14 protein-coding genes are annotated in these 17,004 nt (G+C 71.8%); 7 read left to right on the top strand and 7 right to left on the bottom strand.

What is annotated here, in order from left to right; all coding sequences use genetic code 11:
• Nucleotides 1–9 precede the first annotated feature (9 nt).
• Together D7X99_RS16380 and D7X99_RS16375 are read right to left on the bottom strand one after the other, a co-directional pair.
• Nucleotides 10–477 (bottom strand): hypothetical protein, encoded by a 468-nt coding sequence (locus D7X99_RS16380; protein ID WP_121778633.1) that lies wholly within the window; start codon nucleotides 475–477, stop codon nucleotides 10–12.
• A 104-nt stretch (nucleotides 478–581) separates the two neighbouring features.
• Nucleotides 582–1,274 carry a tetratricopeptide repeat protein gene (locus tag D7X99_RS16375; RefSeq protein WP_121778632.1) on the bottom strand — a complete coding sequence of 231 codons (693 nt, stop codon included), beginning with the start codon at nucleotides 1,272–1,274 and terminating at the stop codon, nucleotides 582–584.
• Nucleotides 1,275–1,368: 94 nt separating this feature from the next.
• Here D7X99_RS16375 and D7X99_RS16370 point away from each other — a divergent pair, with 94 nt between their 5' ends.
• Genes D7X99_RS16370 through cmk form a run of 3 tightly spaced genes read left to right on the top strand, consistent with a single transcriptional unit; the run spans nucleotide 1,369 to nucleotide 4,134 of the window.
• Nucleotides 1,369–2,337 carry an acetyl-CoA carboxylase carboxyltransferase subunit alpha gene (locus D7X99_RS16370; RefSeq protein WP_120577691.1) on the top strand — a complete coding sequence of 323 codons (969 nt, stop codon included), beginning with the start codon at nucleotides 1,369–1,371 and terminating at the stop codon, nucleotides 2,335–2,337.
• Nucleotides 2,338–2,350: 13 nt separating this feature from the next.
• Nucleotides 2,351–3,442, top strand: coding sequence for a histidinol-phosphate transaminase (gene hisC, locus D7X99_RS16365; protein WP_121778631.1), 1,092 nt, complete (start codon nucleotides 2,351–2,353; stop codon nucleotides 3,440–3,442).
• Entirely contained in the window at nucleotides 3,439–4,134 is a 696-nt protein-coding gene (gene cmk / locus D7X99_RS16360; RefSeq protein WP_121778630.1) for a (d)CMP kinase, read from the top strand. The genes hisC and cmk overlap by 4 nt, the downstream gene beginning before the upstream one ends.
• Before the next feature lie 259 nt (nucleotides 4,135–4,393).
• Here the strand turns inward: cmk and D7X99_RS16355 are convergent, their stop codons facing one another.
• Nucleotides 4,394–6,529, bottom strand: coding sequence for a transglycosylase SLT domain-containing protein (locus D7X99_RS16355; protein ID WP_121778629.1), 2,136 nt, complete (start codon nucleotides 6,527–6,529; stop codon nucleotides 4,394–4,396).
• A gap of 313 nt (nucleotides 6,530–6,842) precedes the next feature.
• Between D7X99_RS16355 and D7X99_RS16350 the strand changes: the two genes are divergently transcribed.
• Nucleotides 6,843–7,076, top strand: a complete 234-nt coding sequence (locus tag D7X99_RS16350) for a hypothetical protein (protein WP_120577695.1) — start codon at nucleotides 6,843–6,845, stop codon at nucleotides 7,074–7,076.
• A gap of 117 nt (nucleotides 7,077–7,193) precedes the next feature.
• On the opposite strand, the gene D7X99_RS16345 is transcribed toward D7X99_RS16350, so the two are convergent.
• Together D7X99_RS16345 and D7X99_RS16340 are read right to left on the bottom strand one after the other, a co-directional pair.
• Entirely contained in the window at nucleotides 7,194–8,804 is a 1,611-nt protein-coding gene (locus D7X99_RS16345) for a CAP domain-containing protein (protein WP_171805195.1), read from the bottom strand.
• A complete protein-coding gene (locus D7X99_RS16340) occupies nucleotides 8,801–9,100 on the bottom strand; it encodes a DciA family protein (protein ID WP_121778628.1) in 300 nt (99 codons plus the stop codon). The genes D7X99_RS16345 and D7X99_RS16340 overlap by 4 nt, the downstream gene beginning before the upstream one ends.
• A 195-nt stretch (nucleotides 9,101–9,295) precedes the next feature.
• Here D7X99_RS16340 and D7X99_RS16335 point away from each other — a divergent pair, with 195 nt between their 5' ends.
• The gene (locus D7X99_RS16335; RefSeq protein WP_121778627.1) at nucleotides 9,296–11,887 is read left to right on the top strand and encodes a carboxypeptidase regulatory-like domain-containing protein; all 2,592 of its coding nucleotides are present in this window, start codon (nucleotides 9,296–9,298) and stop codon (nucleotides 11,885–11,887) included.
• A 94-nt stretch (nucleotides 11,888–11,981) separates the two neighbouring features.
• Entirely contained in the window at nucleotides 11,982–12,860 is an 879-nt protein-coding gene (locus tag D7X99_RS16330; RefSeq protein ID WP_121778626.1) for a GGDEF domain-containing protein, read from the top strand.
• A gap of 20 nt (nucleotides 12,861–12,880) precedes the next feature.
• Here D7X99_RS16330 and D7X99_RS16325 read toward each other — a convergent pair whose 3' ends face one another.
• The gene (locus D7X99_RS16325) at nucleotides 12,881–15,070 is read right to left on the bottom strand and encodes a lysophospholipid acyltransferase family protein (protein ID WP_121778625.1); all 2,190 of its coding nucleotides are present in this window, start codon (nucleotides 15,068–15,070) and stop codon (nucleotides 12,881–12,883) included.
• On the bottom strand, nucleotides 15,067–16,038 hold the full coding sequence (locus D7X99_RS16320) for an SDR family oxidoreductase (RefSeq protein ID WP_120593850.1): 972 nt from the start codon (nucleotides 16,036–16,038) through the stop codon (nucleotides 15,067–15,069). The genes D7X99_RS16325 and D7X99_RS16320 overlap by 4 nt, the downstream gene beginning before the upstream one ends.
• 102 nt (nucleotides 16,039–16,140) lie before the next feature.
• On the opposite strand from D7X99_RS16320, the gene mutL reads away from it, so the two are divergent.
• On the top strand, nucleotides 16,141–17,004 hold an 864-nt coding region (gene mutL, locus D7X99_RS16315), incomplete at its 3' end, for a DNA mismatch repair endonuclease MutL (protein ID WP_121778624.1).

The raw sequence follows: 17,004 nt of genomic DNA, 5'->3' as shown, positions 1-17,004 counted from the left end.
CCGGGCTCCTCAGCGGGGGCCCGGCAGGAGCAGGGACAGGGGCAGCCGGTGGGGATTCGCCCGGCGCGCCTGGCCCAGCAGGTCCACGGCGGTCGCCTCGAGTGAGCGCACCGTCCGGGCCGCCGGCACCTGAAGGTGCTGATGGAGCACCCAGCCCGGACCCAGGAGCATCAGCGCCACCGCTGGCACGATGCACAGGGCCACCACCACGCTGGCGCCGCCCACCGTGCCCAGCACCCGCAGCACCGGCGATGCCTGGATGCGCGGGCGCTGCAGCGCCGCGAGGATGCGCGCGAAGAGGGCACCGCCCACGAGTCCCAACACCGTGGCCAGTCCCCAGCTCAGCCCACCCACCGGCGTGCCGAGCACCGGCTCCAGCAGCTGGGGCGCCGAGGCTCCCAGCACGAAGGCGAGGATGAAGGGCGCGACCGCGATGATGGCGGCCAGCCCCCAGTGTCTGGCGTTGAGTCGATGCACGGCTTCCCCCCTCGGCTACAGGAGCAAGGTGCTCACCGGCAGGCAGGCGCGCCAGGGCGGTGTCCCCTGGACGCGGGTAGGCGTGCACGGGACGTCACTTGGCCTCAGGCGTCGCACTCCGACGGGCTGTCGGTGAAGCCGCCCAGGGGCTCCGGGAAGGTGAGGGCGCCCGCCTCGCTGAGGGTTCCGGTGACGGGCGCGGCGTTAGGGAGCTTCACCTCCACCGTGCGGCCCTTGACGGTGTACGTGCCCGGGGTCCGGGACTCGCGGGGCGTGCCGGAGTCGTCCACGTCCCGCTTCCACAGCTCCACGCGGCCCCCGTCCTGGAACTTCAGGGCACGGACGGTGCCGTAGACGCCCACGCCGGGGCCGTACCAGGACACCGCCCGCAGGAGGGCCGGCACGTCGGCCTCCTTCTGGGGCGTGCGCCCCAGCAGCTTCTGCCAGCCGAGCGTGTCCCGGATGACGTCCAGGTCCCGGTCCTCCTTCGCCCGCTGGAGGCGGCGCGCGTCCAGGCGCACGGCGGTGGCCAGCTTCTCCACGATGACGTCGCGGTGGGCGCTGTACTCGCACACCTTGCCCTGCTTGCGCAGGAGGCCCAGGGTGGCCGCGGCGTTGTAGTGGGCCAGGGCGTAGTCCGGGGTGGCCTGGGCAGCGGCCTGGAACTTCTCCAGGGCCTCTGGATAACGGCCGGACTGGTACAGCCGGAACCCCTGCGTGTTGAGGGCCCGGCCGGAAGGAGGCGCGGCCGGAGCGGCGGACAGCGTCAGGGCCAGCAGGGAGAGGGCGAGGACCATGTGGCTCCAGACGGGCGGACCTCCTGGACATTCCAGGGGGGTGCGTAACCGCTTGCGCGTTGAAAGGCCTGAACCCTGGTGCTAGTTCGGCGCCATGGCAACCGGCATTGGCTACGCGCTCGACTTCGAGCGCCCGCTCATCGAGCTGGAGAAGAAGATCGAGGAGCTGAAGGTCCTCTCCACCAGCGGCACCGTGGATTTCTCCTCCGAAATCTCCAAGCTGGAGAAGAAGGCGAAGAAGCTCCAGACCGAGATCTTCAGCGACCTGACCCGCTGGCAGGTGGTGCAGCTGTCGCGCCACAGCGCGCGCCCGTACTTCCTGGACTACGTCCACTACCTCTTCACGGACTTCTTCGAGATGTGCGGCGACCGCCACTTCGGCGAGGACCCGTCCATCGTCGGTGGCTTCGCGCGCTTCGATGGCAAGACGGTGATGCTCATCGGCCACCAGAAGGGGCGCAACACCAAGGAGAACATGGCGCGCAACTTCGGCATGCCGCGCCCGGAGGGCTACCGCAAGGCGCGCCGGCTGATGGAGCTGGCCGAGCGGATGGAGAAGCCCATCCTCACCTTCGTGGACACGCCGGGCGCGTATCCGGGCATCGGCGCGGAGGAGCGCGGCCAGGCGGAGGCCATCGCCATGAACCTGGAGGTCATGAGCCGGCTGCGCGTGCCCATCATCTCCACCGTGGTGGGCGAGGGCGGCTCCGGCGGCGCGCTGGCCATCGGCGTGGGCAACCGCGTGCTGATGTTCCAGAACAGCGTCTACTCCGTCATCTCCCCGGAGGGCTGCGCCTCCATCCTCTTCCGCGACGCGACCAAGGCGGACAAGGCCGCGGACGCGATGCGCCCCACGGCGCCGGACCTGCTGGAGATGAAGATCATCGACGAGGTGATTCCGGAGCCTCCGGGCGGCGCGCATCGCGACCCGGCCAAGGCGGCGGAAGCGCTGGGCAAGACGCTGCGCAAGCACCTGGGCCAGCTGGCGGAGCTGAATCCGGACGCGCTGGTGCGCGACCGCTACGACAAGTTCCGCGCACTCGGCATGTACTCCGGCAAGTAGAGGTTCACACTCCATGCGACCGCTCGTTCCTCCCTACGTCGAGACGCTCAAGGCCTACGTTCCGGGCAAGCCCATCGAGGAGACCGAGCGGGAGTACGGCCTCAAAGGCGTCATCAAGCTGGCCTCCAACGAGAACCCGCTGGGCCCGTCGCCCCGCGCGGTGGAGGCCATGCGCAACGCCGCCGCGCAGGTGCACCTGTACCCGGACGCCACCAGCTTCCACCTGGTGCGCAAGCTGGCCGCGCACCTGGGCGTGAAGCCGGAGGAAGTGGTGCTGGGCAGCGGCTCCAACGAGCTCATCGAGCTGTTGATGCGCACGTTCACGACGCCCGAGGAGGAGATCCTCCTGTGCAAGGGCTCGTTCCCCGCGTACCGCATCTCCGCGCAGGCGCACGGCCGTGCGTTCGTGGAGGTGCCCATGCGCGAGGGCTTCCGCTACGACCTGGAGGCCATGGCCCGCGCCGTCACGCCGCGCACGCGGATGGTGTTCCTGGCCAACCCGGACAACCCCACGGGCACCACGTTCGGGCGCAAGGACCTGGAGAAGTTCCTGGCGGCGGTGCCGAAGGACGTGTTCGTCATCCACGACGAGGCCTACGCGGAGTTCGTGGACTGGCCCGACTACGCGAGCGCCGTGGAGTTGTTCCACTCGCACCCGAACCTGGTGGGGCTGCGCACCTTCAGCAAGATCCACGGGCTGGCCGGCATCCGCCTGGGCAGCGCGGTGATGGACGCGAAGCTCGCGGGCTACGTGCACCGCACGCGCATGCCGTTCAACCTGACGACGGTGGCGCAGGCGGCGGGCATGGCGGCGCTGGAGGACTCGGAGCACGTGAAGCGCACGCGTGAGAACAACCGCGTGGGCCTGCGCTTCTACGGAGAAGCGCTGCCGAAGCTGGGGCTCACGCTGACGGACAGCCACGCGAACTTCGTCTTCGTGGACTGCCACCGTCCGTCCGCCGAGGTGTACGAGCAGCTCTTGCGCCGGGGCGTCATCGTGAGGCCCATGGCGGGCAACGGCCACCCGAACTGCCTGCGCATCTCCGTGGGTTCGCCCGAGGAGAATGCCCGGTGTGTGGCGGCGCTGAAGGAGGTCCTGTCATGAGCACGCGTCCGTTCATCGTCGCCATCGACGGGCCGGCAGGGGCGGGCAAGTCCTCCGTGTCCAAGCTGCTCGCGCGGAGGCTGGAGTTCGCGCTGGTGGACACCGGCGCCATCTACCGCTGCGTGGCGCTGATGGCCTCGCGCGAGGGCATCGCGTTCGACGACGACGCGAAGCTGGGCGAGCTGCTCGGGCGCGTGCGCATCCACTTCCAGGTGGTGGGTGAGGAGAACCACGTCTTCCTGGGCGGCGAGGACGTGTCGTCGGAGATCCGCACGCCGCCCATCTCCATGGGCGCGTCGCAGGTGTCCGGGCGGCCGGTGGTGCGCGCGGGGCTGCTCGCGCTCCAGCGGCGGCTGGCCCTGGAGGCATCGTCGGGCGCCATCCTGGAGGGCCGGGACATCGGCACGGTGGTGTTCCCGGACGCGGACGTGAAGTTCTTCCTCCAGGCGAACCCGGAAGTGCGCGCGCGCCGCCGCTTCGAGGAGCTGTTCCAGAAGGGCGTGGACAGCAGCCTGGAGGGCGTTCTCCAGGACCAGACGCGCCGCGACGCCGCGGACACCGGTCGCGAGGTCGCGCCCCTGAAGCCCGCCGACGACGCGGTGCACGTGGACTCCAGCAGCCTGCCGCTGTCGGAAGTGGTCCAGTCGCTGGAGCACGAAATCGAGCGCCGCCGGGCAACGCGCGGCGCCTGACGTCCGCACGCTGCGCGTCCGTCGGAAGCCGTCCGCCCGGGCCGGAGCATCCGCGCCGCCGGTCCTCGCGCGGCACCTGACGTCCGCACGCTCCACGTCCATCGGAAGCCGTCCTCCCAGGCCGGAGCGTCCGAGCCGCCGGGCCTCGCGCGGCACCTGACGTCCGTACCCTCCGCGTCCGTCGGAAAGCCGTCCGCCCGGGCCGGAGCGTCCACGCCGCCAGTGCTGGCGCGGCGCCTGAGCCGTCAACGGCCTTCTGTCAGAAGCTGACGCCGTCCGTGCTGGGGGCGGGCACCGTCATGGCCAGCCGGGCCTGGGTGCCGTCCTTCTCGTAGAAGCGGTGGTAGAGGTACAGGTCCGCCACCACCTGCTTCACGTAGCCGCGCGTCTCCCGGTACGGGATGGACTCCACGAACAGGTCCAGGGGCAGGGTGCCGCGCTCCTGCGTCCAGCGCACCGCCGCCTTGGGGCCCGCGTTGTAGGCCGCCGCCGCGAGCGCCGGATGCGCGAAGCGCTTCATCAGCTGCGCCAGGTACCATGCGCCGTAGCGGATGTTGCGCTCCGGGGCGAACAGGTCCGCCGGCGCGGGCGCGGGCTCCGCCATCTTCTGCGCGATCTCCGTCGCCGTGGGCGGGATGATCTGCATCAGGCCGCGCGCGTCCGCCGCGCTCATGACCTCCGGGCGGAAGGCGCTCTCCCGCCGCATGATGGCCCACACGAGGAACGGATCCAGCGCCTGCCGCGTGGCCTCCGTCTCCACCGCCTGGGCGAACGCGCGCGGGTAGAACGCGGCCAGCGCGTCCGGTGCCTTCGCCCCGAAGGCACGGCCCCACAGGTAGCGCGCCGCCACGACGTGCGCGTGGCCGAACTCGCCCAACTGCAGCAGTGCGTGCGCGAACGGCAGCGCCTGGTCCGCGCCGCGCAGGCCTGACACGCGCGATTGCACCTCGTCCGCCGCATCGCGGAAGAGGCCCGCGCGCGTCAGCGCCACCGCCAGCTCCAGCTCCGGAGGGCGGGGCAGGGTGAGCTGCTTCGGAGGCTGCGGGAAGGCCGCGGGCGGCGTGCGTCCCAGCTCGCGCAGCCGCTCCGTGGCGAGCAGCGCGTAGAATGAAGCGGGCGCCGCGCTGATGACGGCTTCATAGGCAGGCCCCAACGTCGCCGGCTTGCCGCCGCCCAGCTCCTCCGTGCGCGCCTGCCAGTAGCGCGCCTGCGGTGCCATGCTCGTCTTCGGGTAGGCCGTCACCAGGTCGTCCAGCGCCTGGCGCGCCTTGGCGTACTGCTCCAGCCGGATGTGCGAGAGGGCGCGGAACCACATCGCCTCGTCACGGCGGCGCGAACCCTTGTAGCGCTTCTCGTAGTCAGCGAAGGACTTCGTCGCGTCCTCGAAGCGGCCGCCCTGCAAATCCAACCACGCGGCGAAGAACGCGCCTTCCTCACCAGCCGCTTGAGAGGGATAGGCCTTGTCCAGCGCCGCCATCAGCTTGCGCGCCTTCTCGTTGTCGTCCGAGCGCAGCGCCCGGCGCGCCACCACCAGCGCGGCCTCCGCGGCGATGGCCGGCGGCCCTTTGCGTGCCACCGCGAGCGCCTTCTCCGCCTCCTCGCGCTTGCCTCGCGCGAAGAGCACCTGCGCGCGCAGGAGCGCCACCTGTGCCTGGGCAGGAGCGCCCTTCACCAGCCCCCGCTTCTCCGCGGTCAGGAGCTCGTCCTCGGCCCGCGCCGCCGCGCCGTCGGAGAGAAAGCCCCGGGCTCGCTGGAGGTGTTCGGGCAGGGTGAGCTTCACCGCGGGCTTCAGCGTGGCCAGCTGCTCCAGCGCCTCGTCCGCGTAGGGGTGGGTGGGGAAGCGCAGCGCCACCGTCTTCAGGTCCGCCCGCAGGCCCGCCGCGTTGCCGGTGGCCGCGCGCGTCAGGGCGCGCTGGAAGAGCAGCTCCGGGGTGGGCTGCGCCGCCGCCGCGGACTCCAGCACCGGGGACGCGTCCTTGGGACGGTGTGCGTCCAGGAGCGACTCACCCAGGCGGGCGCGGGCGCGCACGGCGAGGGCCGGGGAGGCCTTCTCCAGGGCCCGCTCGAAGTCCTTCGCCGCGCCGTTGGGGTCGCCCGCGTAGAAGCGCGCCTGGCCCAGGTAGAAGGCGTGGAAGGCCTCCAGGGGCGCGGGCGGCGCGTGGCGGGTGAGCAGGTCCCGCGCCTGAACGGCGTCCCCGTCCGAAAGTACTAGAGTCCCGGCGAGCAGGCCCAGGCGGCCCGCGTCCGGGCACTTCGCCTGCTCACACGCGGCGAGCTCCGCCCGGGCGAGCGCCGCCGCGTCGGACCGGTGCAGGCGGACGGCCTCCAGCGTCGCCGGGGACTGCCCCAGCGCCACCCCCGTCACCCAACCCGCCACCCAGCCGGTCCAACTCATGTGGTTCTTCCTTTCACTTCGCGGCCTTGCGGCTTCGGAACGAGAGGTTTGCAGTCGACATTCCCCACCAGGTGGGCGGGGGTCGGTTTGACAGTCGGCCCGACAAGCCCTAGATCCCGCGCCCACGGGCTGGTCCCGCGGGGTTGTCGGCCCGTTGCGCTGTCCGGAGGGAATCCTTACGTTGCGCCGCCGTTGAGCGCTACTCCGGACCGCCGTCGTGTCAGGAAGACCTGTTGTCGCAGGAAGACCTGTCGTCGGTAGCACTGCTCGTACACAGACCTCGGGGGGGGAAACAGCTCATAGGGGAGGCTCCATGAAGCCGTGTCCATCCGATCTGCAGCAGACCATCAATCCCGAAGCCGGCCCGAAGCGGGCAGGCGTCGAGACGCATCGCAACCTGAACTGCAACCACTACGACAACTGCCTCGATGAGGCCGTCCGTCGTGGCTGGCAGTCGTTCACGTGCATGAAGTGCCCGATGTACGCCAACCTCGCGCCTCCGCAGATGGGGCTTGAGGCGTACGCCACGCAGCGCCGTCCTGTCTAACCGGGACGTCTGACATGGGGCCCGTTCCACCGGGCCCGCGCGAGCTTGCACCCGGTCACGCCCGAAGCCCGGTCGTGGCCGGCGTCCGCGTCGACGTTCCCTTCCGAAGCCTCCGCTTCAGGGGACCGCGGCGTAGATGACTGCCACCCAGTACTGGCCCTGGCCGAAGCGCTTGGAGTCGCCCCGCACCAGCCCCACACCCACCCGGGTGTAGGTGGCCGTGGCCAGGCTACGTGACTCCGGCACGGCGCCCGGGTCTCCCACGACGAAGAAGTCCACTGACGCGGTGCCCGCGTCCGGCAGCGCGGAGAACACCCGCTCGTGCAGCGGGGACGGGTCGCCGTCTCCCGCGGTGGGCTCGTCCTGCGCCTGCGCACGGCGGGCGTGGTCGCGCGCCAGCCGCTCCAGCGCCTCGCTGCGCACCAGGGGCGGCAGCTTGAGCGTGGCGCGGTGCCGGGACAGCGCGTCGTAGACATCCGACACCGGGTCCGCTGGAAGCGCCGCGCCGGGCGAGGCCGCGGTGAAGACCTCCGTGACGATGGCCTGGTCGCGGCCGTCCACCTTCTGGAAGGCCACGCCCACGCCCATGAAGCGGAACGCGGGGTCCATCAGGTTCTTGCGGTGGCCGGGGCTGTGCTCGATGCCGAAGTGCGCCGCGAGCGGGCCCGCCGCCAGCCCCAGGTTCTCTCCGGCGCGCACGTAGCGCGTGCCCTCCGGGAGGCGGCGGGTGAGCGTGGAGCCGTCCGGCGCGATGTGCGCGAAGAAGCCCTCCGTCGCCATGCGCGTGCTGTAGCGCAGCGACACGTCCTCCAGCGTGGAGTCGGGCGTGAGCTCCGGCAGCTGGTACGCGCGGCGCAGGGTGTTGATTCGCTCGTAGAGGGCGGTGCGGGCCTCGGCCAGCGTGGTGGGTTCGCGCTGGGACTCCTGACCGCCGCGCGCGGAACGAGCCCCCACCTGCACTTGGAACAGCGACGTCACCTCCGGCCCCGCGTTCGCCTGGCCCACCACCTCCACGGTGTAGCTGCCGGGGGTGTCGAAGCCCACCAGGGCGCAGAAGCCATTCGTGCCGGAGGGCGCGCGGCTCAGGGCCACGGCCTCCACCTCGCCATCCGGCCGGGTGACGAAGACCTGCGGGCTCAACAGCGGCGGCACGAGCCGGCCGCACACGCGCTTCTCCGTCCCGGCCTTGGCGATGGTCCGGGGGAAGGGGAGCACCTCCGCCTTGCGGTCCGCGACGAGCAGCACCAGCGCGGCGCGCTCGCCCAGGAAGGCCACGCCCACGCCGAAGTGGCTCACGCGTTCGTCGTTGAAGTCCGTGCGGGCGAGGAATGTCTCGATGGCGTGCGAGTGCACCCAGGCGCGGATGACCAGCACCTTCGGGGACGGATCCGCGGCGCCCGAGTCGCTGACCGCCTCCGTCAACGTGAGCAGGTCCGGGGCGCCGGTGGTGAACTCGGTCAGGGCCTCGCGCGCGAGCCTCCGGGCCGCGGCCTCCAGCGCCTTGTCGTTCGTGGGGGCGCGGCGGCCCACGCGTTCGAACTCGCGCAGCACGTGCAGCCGGGCCCGGGCCTCCTGGGCCCGGGGCGTCTCCTCCGAGACAGGGGGCGGACTGTCCTGTCCCTCCTGAGAGGGAACGGACACGGAGGCCACCGCCGGGGACGGCGGCGCGGCGGATGCGGGGAGGACGGCGGCGCCCGCGAGCAGCAGGCCCAAGAGCGCGCGCCTCATCGCGACTCCAGTTGGAAGACGAGCGCCTTCACGGTGCCAGCGCCCAGCTTCTCGTTGAACCGCTCACGCAGGGAGTCGGCTTGACGGGAGAGGACCTGGGCCCACTCGGCGCTCTCCACGGTGATGATCAGCGTGCTTCCGTCCAACTGGTGCGGCCGGCTGTGGCGCGCGATGTTCTCTCCCACCGCGGCGGTCCAGAGCGGCATCAGCGACGACGCGCGGCCTGACTCTCCCGCCAGGCGCGCCAGCACCCGGGGCAGCAGGCTCTCCAAGGTCTTCGGTTCAGCGCGTGCCATCGTCGGTCCGATTCTGGAACCCCTGGCGACGGAAGCCAACTGACACTTGCCTGCCCGCCCGTCTGATTTTCCCAGGACCCCGGTTCCGCCCCGGTTCCATGCTTCCAGCGAAAGCGGTCGCGGTGCCATCGCCGGTCGCGTCGCGGGCCTTCCCCCTGTAAGGTCGGGGCAAGGCCGGTCCCCCTCGGAGTTCCCATGCGTTCCATCCCCCATCCGGTCCGGTCCCCCGGCCTCGTGCTCGCATGCCTGCTGGCGTGCGCCATGGGCTGCGCGATGTCCGACATGGAGGCGCCGTTCATCCACGGGGGCTGGGCGGACGCGTTCTGCACGGTGGATCAGGACTGCGGGGATCCGGCGCTGTTCTTCTGCAACACCGCCCTGTCGCGCTGTGAGCCCTCGTGCCGGACGGACCTCGACTGTGCGGTGAGGCGCCGCGGAGAGGTGAACGCCATCGCCGCCTGTGAGTCGCAGGCGCTGGGCTGCCGCTGTGACGCCAGCCGCTGCGTTCCCGCCCTCTGCACCGGAGACAGTGACTGCGAGGACGGGGAGCTGTGCCGCGACGGCGCCTGTAGGCCGCCCCCGCCGTCGTCCACCGTAGCGGCTTGCCGCGTGGTGCCCGAGCGCATCATCGCGACCGTGGGCACCACCCTGCGCTTCGAGGCCTGGATGTCCGATGTCACGGGCCAGCCCTTCGTCCCTCGGAACGGGCTCGCCTGGTCCGCCGTGTCCGCGCGCGTGAAGGGCGGAGGCACCGGTTCCGGGGCCACGTTCACGCTGGAGTCGGCGGGCGCGGAGGTGGAGGCGGTGGAGGCCCGGCTGGGCAACGTCACGTGCCGTGCGCGCGTCACCGTGCTGCCTCCGCACACGGCCTCGGGGCAGGTGCGGGTGGTGGTGACGGACGCGCTCACGGGCTACCCCGTGGAAGGGGCCTCGGTGGTGGTGGCGGACGCGCTGGGCGGCGCGACGGCGCGCGAGTCCACGGATGCGCTGGGCGTGGCCGTGCTGGCGTCCCGGAGCGATTCGACGGTGTCCGTCTTCCATCCGGACTTCGGCTACCTCACCGTGGCGAACTACGACATGACCGGCACGCGGGACCTGCGCTTGCCATTGCGCCGCAATCCGGCGGACCGCGTGGGCGGAGTGCGCGCCCGGTTCACCCACCTGGCGCCCGTGGGCGTAGGCGGCGCGCTGTCCCTGGGCATGGCGGGGCTGTCCGTGCCGGGGCTCCTGTCCGAGTCGGCCTCCGCCCAGGTGCAGGGGCCCGACCGGGATGTGGACCTCACGCTCCGTGGGGTGACGCGCCAGTTCCAGTTGCCCGCCAGCGTCTGGGTGAACGGGCTCGGCGTCCTGCCACCGGAGTCCGTGGAGGTGCCGGGCATCTCCGGGGTGTGCGACACGGCCCTCGCGGACGGAACGGATCCGGAGACGGCCACGCGCTCGGGGACCTGTGGCACTCGCACTGCCTGGGCCCTCACCGCGCAGGTGCCGTCCGGCGAGCTTCCGGCGGGGATGATGGATCCGGGCGCGGATCCGCTGCTGCTCCTGGCGCGCGCGCTGCCGCAGTCCGGGCGGTTCTCCTCCGCCGTCCAGCGCGATGTGCGCTTCCCCCTCCATGCGCCCATCGAGGGGAAGATTCCTCCCAGCGGGCCGCTCACGTCGCTGGACTTCCAGCAGGTGCCGCTGGCCTTCCCGTTCGTGGTGCGCGTCCCGCCGCTTCCGCGCTTCCGCGACAGCTACCTGTCGCGCGCGCTGGTGGTGGGCTCGGTGACCGCGCCCGGACAGGGCACGGTGCCGCTGGGCCTGGGCGCCGCCGTCAACGCCAACCCGGTGGATCCGAACACGGACACGCAGCCCTTGTTGTCCTCGCCGGGCCTCGTGCGCGTGCGCATGGCTCCGGCTCATCACGGCCTGGAGGGACAGGCGTACCGGCTGGTCGCGGTCGCGTCGTCGGGAGCGCTGGGCGGTGAGGAGCCCGTGGGCCGCGCCACCAGCGCGGTGATGACCCCGCTGGATGCGCCCCACTTCGATCCAGAGGGCACGACGCCGGTGACGCTCGCGGACGCGTTCCTCGGCATCCCGGAGGGCGCCCGCTACAACCCGGACGCATCGCCGTGGCACGGCCTGCTGCCGCGCGAGTGGCGCATGGACACCTCCTTGCTGGGTGCGACGCTCGTGCGCGCGACCTTCACCAACGCGGCTGGCCGGCGCTGGACGGTCTGGGTGGACAGCCGCCGCTCCGTGACTGGCGTGCGCCTGCCCCTGCCTCCCTCGGGCCTGGAGGACCGCACCTTCCAGGGCGACACGGAGGGTTCGCGCGCATCGCTGTCGGTGGAGGCGTTGAACGTGGCCATGTCCGAGGGCCGTGTGATGAACCTCTCCGCGCTGGCGGAGTCCGGGGGCATGGCGCCCGAACTGCTCGCCGAGTCGGTGCGCGCCGCGTCCACGCTGAACTACGGCCGGCCCCAGGTGACGTGGCTTGCGCCCGCCGAGGGCGCGTCGCTGGCTCGCGGCGCCACCGTGCGCGTGCGGGTGGGCGGCTTCCAGGTGGGGACGGACGCAGCCAATGGCGACGAGGGTGGGGTGCTGCTCACCGTGCGCGATGGCGGCCTGGGCTGCGACCTCTCGGGGGTGCGCGGCGACGTGGCCACGCGGTCGGGCGAGGTGGCGCTCTCCCTGCCCACCGCCTGCTCCGGGATGGAGGTCACGCTGGTGGCGTCGCTGGTGGACGGGCTCGGGTTGCCGCTGCGGCCCGCCGTCAGCGCCGCTCGCACGGTGCGGGTGCCCTGACGTGCTGGGGTGTCAGTGCGTCTGCGACCTGGCGGGGCACTCGTTCCGGCCGTGAATTCGCTTTCGCGAATTGCGCGGTGATACGTTTGGCTTCATGGGCCAGAAGGAGACGGTGGTCACCGTCATCTCGAAGATCTCCGAGCGCCCCGTCAACCTGGACGCGGCGCTGGTGGTCATCTACGGCCTGGACCTGGGGCGTAAGTACGACCTGGCGCGCAAGGAGACGCTGATCGGCCGGTCGTCCAAGGCGGACATCCAGATTGATCAGGAAGCCGTGAGCCGCAACCACGCGCGCATCACCAACACCACCAAGGGCGTGCGCATCGAGGACCTGGGGTCCACCAACGGCACGTTCGTCAACGACGACGTCGCGTCGTCGGCGCGGTCGCTGCAGAACGGCGACCTGGTGAAGATTGGCCGCACCATCTTCAAGTTCATCGCGGGCGGCAACATCGAGGCGGCGTACCACGACGAGATCTACCGGCTGACCACCATGGACGGCCTCACGCAGATCTACAACCGCCGCTACTTCGACGAGCAGCTGGACCGCGAAATCTCCCGCAGCCGCCGCTACGAGCGCACGCTGTCGCTGGTGATGTTCGACCTGGATCACTTCAAGGACGTGAACGACACGTACGGGCACCTGGCGGGCGACTCGGTGCTCAAGCAGCTGGCGTCCACGGTGCGCACGCGCATCCGGCGCGAGGACGTCTTCGCCCGCTACGGCGGTGAGGAGTTCGCGCTGCTCCTGCCGGAGATCAACCTGGCCGGCGCCCGTCAGCTCGCGGAGAAGGTGCGCAAGCTGGTGGAGCGGCAGCGCTTCGAGTTCGACAAGCAGGTCATCCCCGTCACGCTGTCGATGGGCGTGGCCGCGCTGGAGCCGCACCACCGCGAGCCCGCGGAGATGGTGCGCACGGCGGACGAGCACCTCTTCGCCGCGAAGAGCCAGGGGCGCAACCGCGTCTGCGGCTGACGCCCCCGGGTGTCTCGCCTTCAGCCCGTGAACACGGAGCGGCGCTCGCGCAGCAGGGCCTGGAGCATGCCCTGGATGGACTCGCGGGTGCGCTCGGTGAGCCGCTGCACTTCGCCCAGGTCGTCCGCGTCCTCCGGGGACAGGCCCTCCATGGTCAGCGGCTCGCCGAAGCGGATGGTCCACTTGGCGGGCAGCGGGCCCGGCGCGGTGAGCGGCAGCGACGGGAACCCGAGGAAGCCACCCGGGAGGCGGCCCAGCAGCGGAGACGTCTCCTCCGCGCCGACGATGGCCACCGGGACGATGGGCGCGCCGGTGCGCAGGGCCAGCTTCACGAAGCCGCCGCGGCCGAAGCGCTTGAGGCGGTAGCGCTCCGCGAACGGCTTGCTCGCGCCCTGGTAGCCCTCCGGGAAGACGACGAGCGGCCGGTGCTCGTCGAGCAGCCGCAGCGCGTTCTCCGGCGAGGCGCGCACGGCGCCCAGGCGGTTGAAGAGCGTGCCGAGCATGGGCGCGTGGAAGACCTGATCCTCCACCAGCCAGCGCGTCTCTAGCAGATCCGGGCGTTCGCGCAGGAGCGCCTGCGCCATCACCAGGCCGTCGTAGGGCAGGGCGCCGGAGTGGTTGGCGACGAGGATGGAGGCGCCGCGCGGCACCCCATCCACGCCCTCCACGGAGACGCGCCAGTACTGCTCGTAGAGGAAGTCGAGGACGGGCTGGAGGCTCTCCACCAGCCCCTCGTCCTTGCCGTAGTCGTCCAGCCGGCTGCCGCCGCCAGCGCCCAGGCTGGTGCGCACGGCCTCCATCAGGCCGTGCATGGCGCCCACGGCGCGACCCAGTCCTTCGCTCGCGAGCGCCTGGCCGGCGATCTCCTTCGCCAGGGAGAACATGCCCGCGGCGCGGCCCGCGAAGCCGGACGGCGGGGCCGATTCCTCCGGACGGTCGAAGGCCTGCGCATCCCGCTCCGCTTCCTCCGGGAGGGGCACCTCGCCGGGGTCGCTCACGAGCGACAGGGGCCGGCGGCTGGGAGGCAGCTCGTCGTGGGTCTCGTCGGGCAGCTCCACCTCCGGCTCCACGTCCGTGGGGGCGGCGCCCTCGATGATGGAGACGGAGATGTGCACGCCGTCCTCCTCGACGCGCTCGACGCCGGTGACCAGGTCGTCGACCTCGTCGGGGTCCTCCGGCGCGGACATGCCCTCCGGGTCGCGGCGCCAGGCGTCCGCGGTCCAGAGGTCCTCGGTGTCCTCGGGAGGAGGCACGTCCTTCGGGTCGCGGATCCAGGCGTCGCCGGGCCAGGCCTCCTCGCCGTCTTCGCCCTCTTCCTGCGCATCGCCGCCGCCAGCGGAGGACAGGGCTCGCTCCTCGGGGCCATTGGCGTGGCGGTCCATCACCTCGTCCACGGCGACGCCCGCGGTGGCCTCGGCCACCTGGGTCGCGACGGCGGTGGCGACCTCCCGCTCGGAGGCGTCGCCGTTGCCGTCGTCCAGCACCTGCCGCACGGCGGACTCGGCCACCTCGGCGACGAGCTCCGTCGCGAGGACGCGCTCGATGTCGCGGTCCGGCTCCTTGCGCCCCTCGAACAGCCCGTCCACGGCCGTCTTCGCCGCGGCCTCCGCCGCGTCCGAGGCGAGGGCTTCCGTCAGCGCGCGGTCCACCTTGCGCTCCTGGGGACGCGAGCCGCGCACCTCGTCCGCGAGCACCTGGGGACGCGACGGCCGGGGCTCGGAGGCTGGGGCCGGCACGGAGGGCTCGCGCAGGGGCGAGACCTCCTCGCCAGCGGGAAGCTGTCCCGAAGCGTGCGGGTCCTTCGCGGACGAACGCCCGTGCTTCGCTTCCGAGGCATGCTCCACGTCGCGCGCGTCCTGCTCGTACCTCGGGCTCCCGCGTCCGTCCGTCCGTGCCTCGAACATGTGGACCTTGGCGGCGGGCGTCTTCGGCGTCGCGGTGGCCTGCTTCGCCTCCGCGGACTTGCCGCCCTTGGGCGTCTTCGCCTGGGCGCCGGACGTCTTCGCCTGGGCGCCGGACTTCGACGCGCCACCCTTGGCGCTCTTCGCCTTGCCCGCTGACTTCGAGCCCTTCGCGGATTTCGACGCCGCGGACTTGGACGCCGCGGACTTCTTCGCGGCCTTCGGGTCGGCCGCGTCGTCCTTCACCTCGCCCGTGCGAGGCGCGGCGCCCCGCTGGAAGGGATCATTCCCGAGGACACCCTTGGTCATGACTGGCTCCTTCTGAGCGCCGAGGCGGCGTCCCTGACATGGTGGAGGGGCACGAACCCCAACGCGGACTCGGCGCGCTCCCCGTCCGCGACCCAGGAGTAATGCATGTAGTCGAGCAGGGCCACCGGCAACGTGCCCGCCCCCACCACCCCGAGCGCGCGAAGTGCTCCACGAAACAACGGCCCCGGCAAGGGGAGCGGTTGCGCGCCCGCCTGGCGGATGAGCCCCGACAAGGGCAGCACCCCGCGCCCCACGACGTTGAACTCTCCCGCGGCTTCCGCCCGCAGGGCCAGGTGCAGCGCCCGGCCCGCGTCGTCCTCATGAATCGCCTGCCAGAGCGGGTCGAATCCCAGGAGCGTGGGCACCACCGCGTGCGACAGCAACCGCGTCGCCGGATTGTCCAGGCTTGGGCCGAGCAGGGGAGCGAACCGCAACACGAGCGTGCGGGTGTCGGGATTGCGCTCGCGGAACGCCCGCACCTGTCCCTCCACCTCCACCTTGTCGTTCACGAAGCGGCTGTGCGGACAGCCGAACAACGGCGAGCCCTCGCGCAGGAGCGCCGGGTTGTTGCCCCGCGCGCCGTACGTCACCGTCAGCGACGGCACCACCAGCCGGGGCAGCCGGGCGCGGCCCACCGCCGTCAGCACGTTCATGGTGCCAATGACTTCCAGTTCGTGCGCCAGCGAGCCGTTGAGGATGGGCCCGAAGAGGAACGCCAGGTGGAAGAGGGCGTCCACGGGGCGCTCGGTGAGCGCGTCCGTCAGCTCACCTTCCGCGTCGTAGCGGGTGAGGTCCACGCGGTGGAACTCCACCTTGCTCATCGGCTGGGGCTCCTTCGTGTCCAGCACGAGGATGCTCTCCACGCCGGGGTCCGCTTCCAGCCTCGGCAGGAGCAGCTTGCCGTAGTCGCCACTGGCGCCTGTCACCGCGATACGCATCGGGCCCTTGCCTGCTCGGATCACTTCCATTCGCAGGGGCGGGTGTTAGCCCAGCCGTCCAGGAATGTCAGCCGCGTGTGCCCGTGATGTTCTGGACAACGTCATCCAGGTGGCGGAGGGTGGTCGATCGCCATGTCCCGAATCGCGCGCCTGAGCGACGTGCTCATCAACAAGATCGCCGCCGGTGAGGTGGTGGAGCGTCCCGCCTCCGTGGTGAAGGAGCTGTGCGAGAACTCGCTCGACGCCGGGGCCCGCACCGTGCGCGTGGAGCTGGAGGCGGGCGGCGTGGGCCGCATCACCATCTCCGACGACGGCCACGGCATGAGCCGCGAGGACGCCACGCTCTGCCTGGAGCGCCACGCCACCAGCAAGCTGCGCGAACTGGACGACCTCTTCCACATCGACTCCATGGGGTTCCGGGGCGAGGCCATCCCCGCCATCGCCTCCGTGTCCCGCTTCACGCTGCACACCGCGGAGCCGGACGCGCACGAGGGCACCAAGGTCACGGTGGAGGGCGGGGGCCCGCCGACGGTGGAGGACGCGCCGCCCCGCGTGGGCACGGTCATCACCATCGAGGACCTGTTCTTCAACGTGCCCGCGCGCCGCAAGTTCATGCGCCAGGGCGCCACCGAGCTCAAGCACTGCGAGGAGGCCGTGGTGCGCCTGGCGCTCGCGCACCCGGAGGTCGGCTTCTTCGCCTCGCACGAGGGCAACGAGCTCTTCTCCAGTCCCGCCGCCGAACATGATCCGCGCGAGCGCATCGCCGCGGCCCTGGGCCCCGCGTCCTTCCCGCACCTGTTCCCGGTGGAGGAGCGCCGGCTGGGCGTCGTCGTCACGGGCTACCTCGCGTCGCCGGAGTACACGCTGCCCAACGCGCGCGGCCTCTACACCTTCGTCAACCGCCGCTACATCCGTGACCGCGGGCTCATCAGCACCGTGCAGCGCGCGTTCCAGGACTTCCTGCCCGCGGGCCGTCAGCCGGTGGTGGTGCTGCAC

The sequence above is a fragment of the Corallococcus sp. AB032C genome (assembly GCF_003668935.1).
Classification (GTDB): domain Bacteria; phylum Myxococcota; class Myxococcia; order Myxococcales; family Myxococcaceae; genus Corallococcus; species Corallococcus exiguus.
Note: the sequence above shows the minus strand (reverse complement) of the source record. Positions and strands in the feature narration are given on the sequence as shown.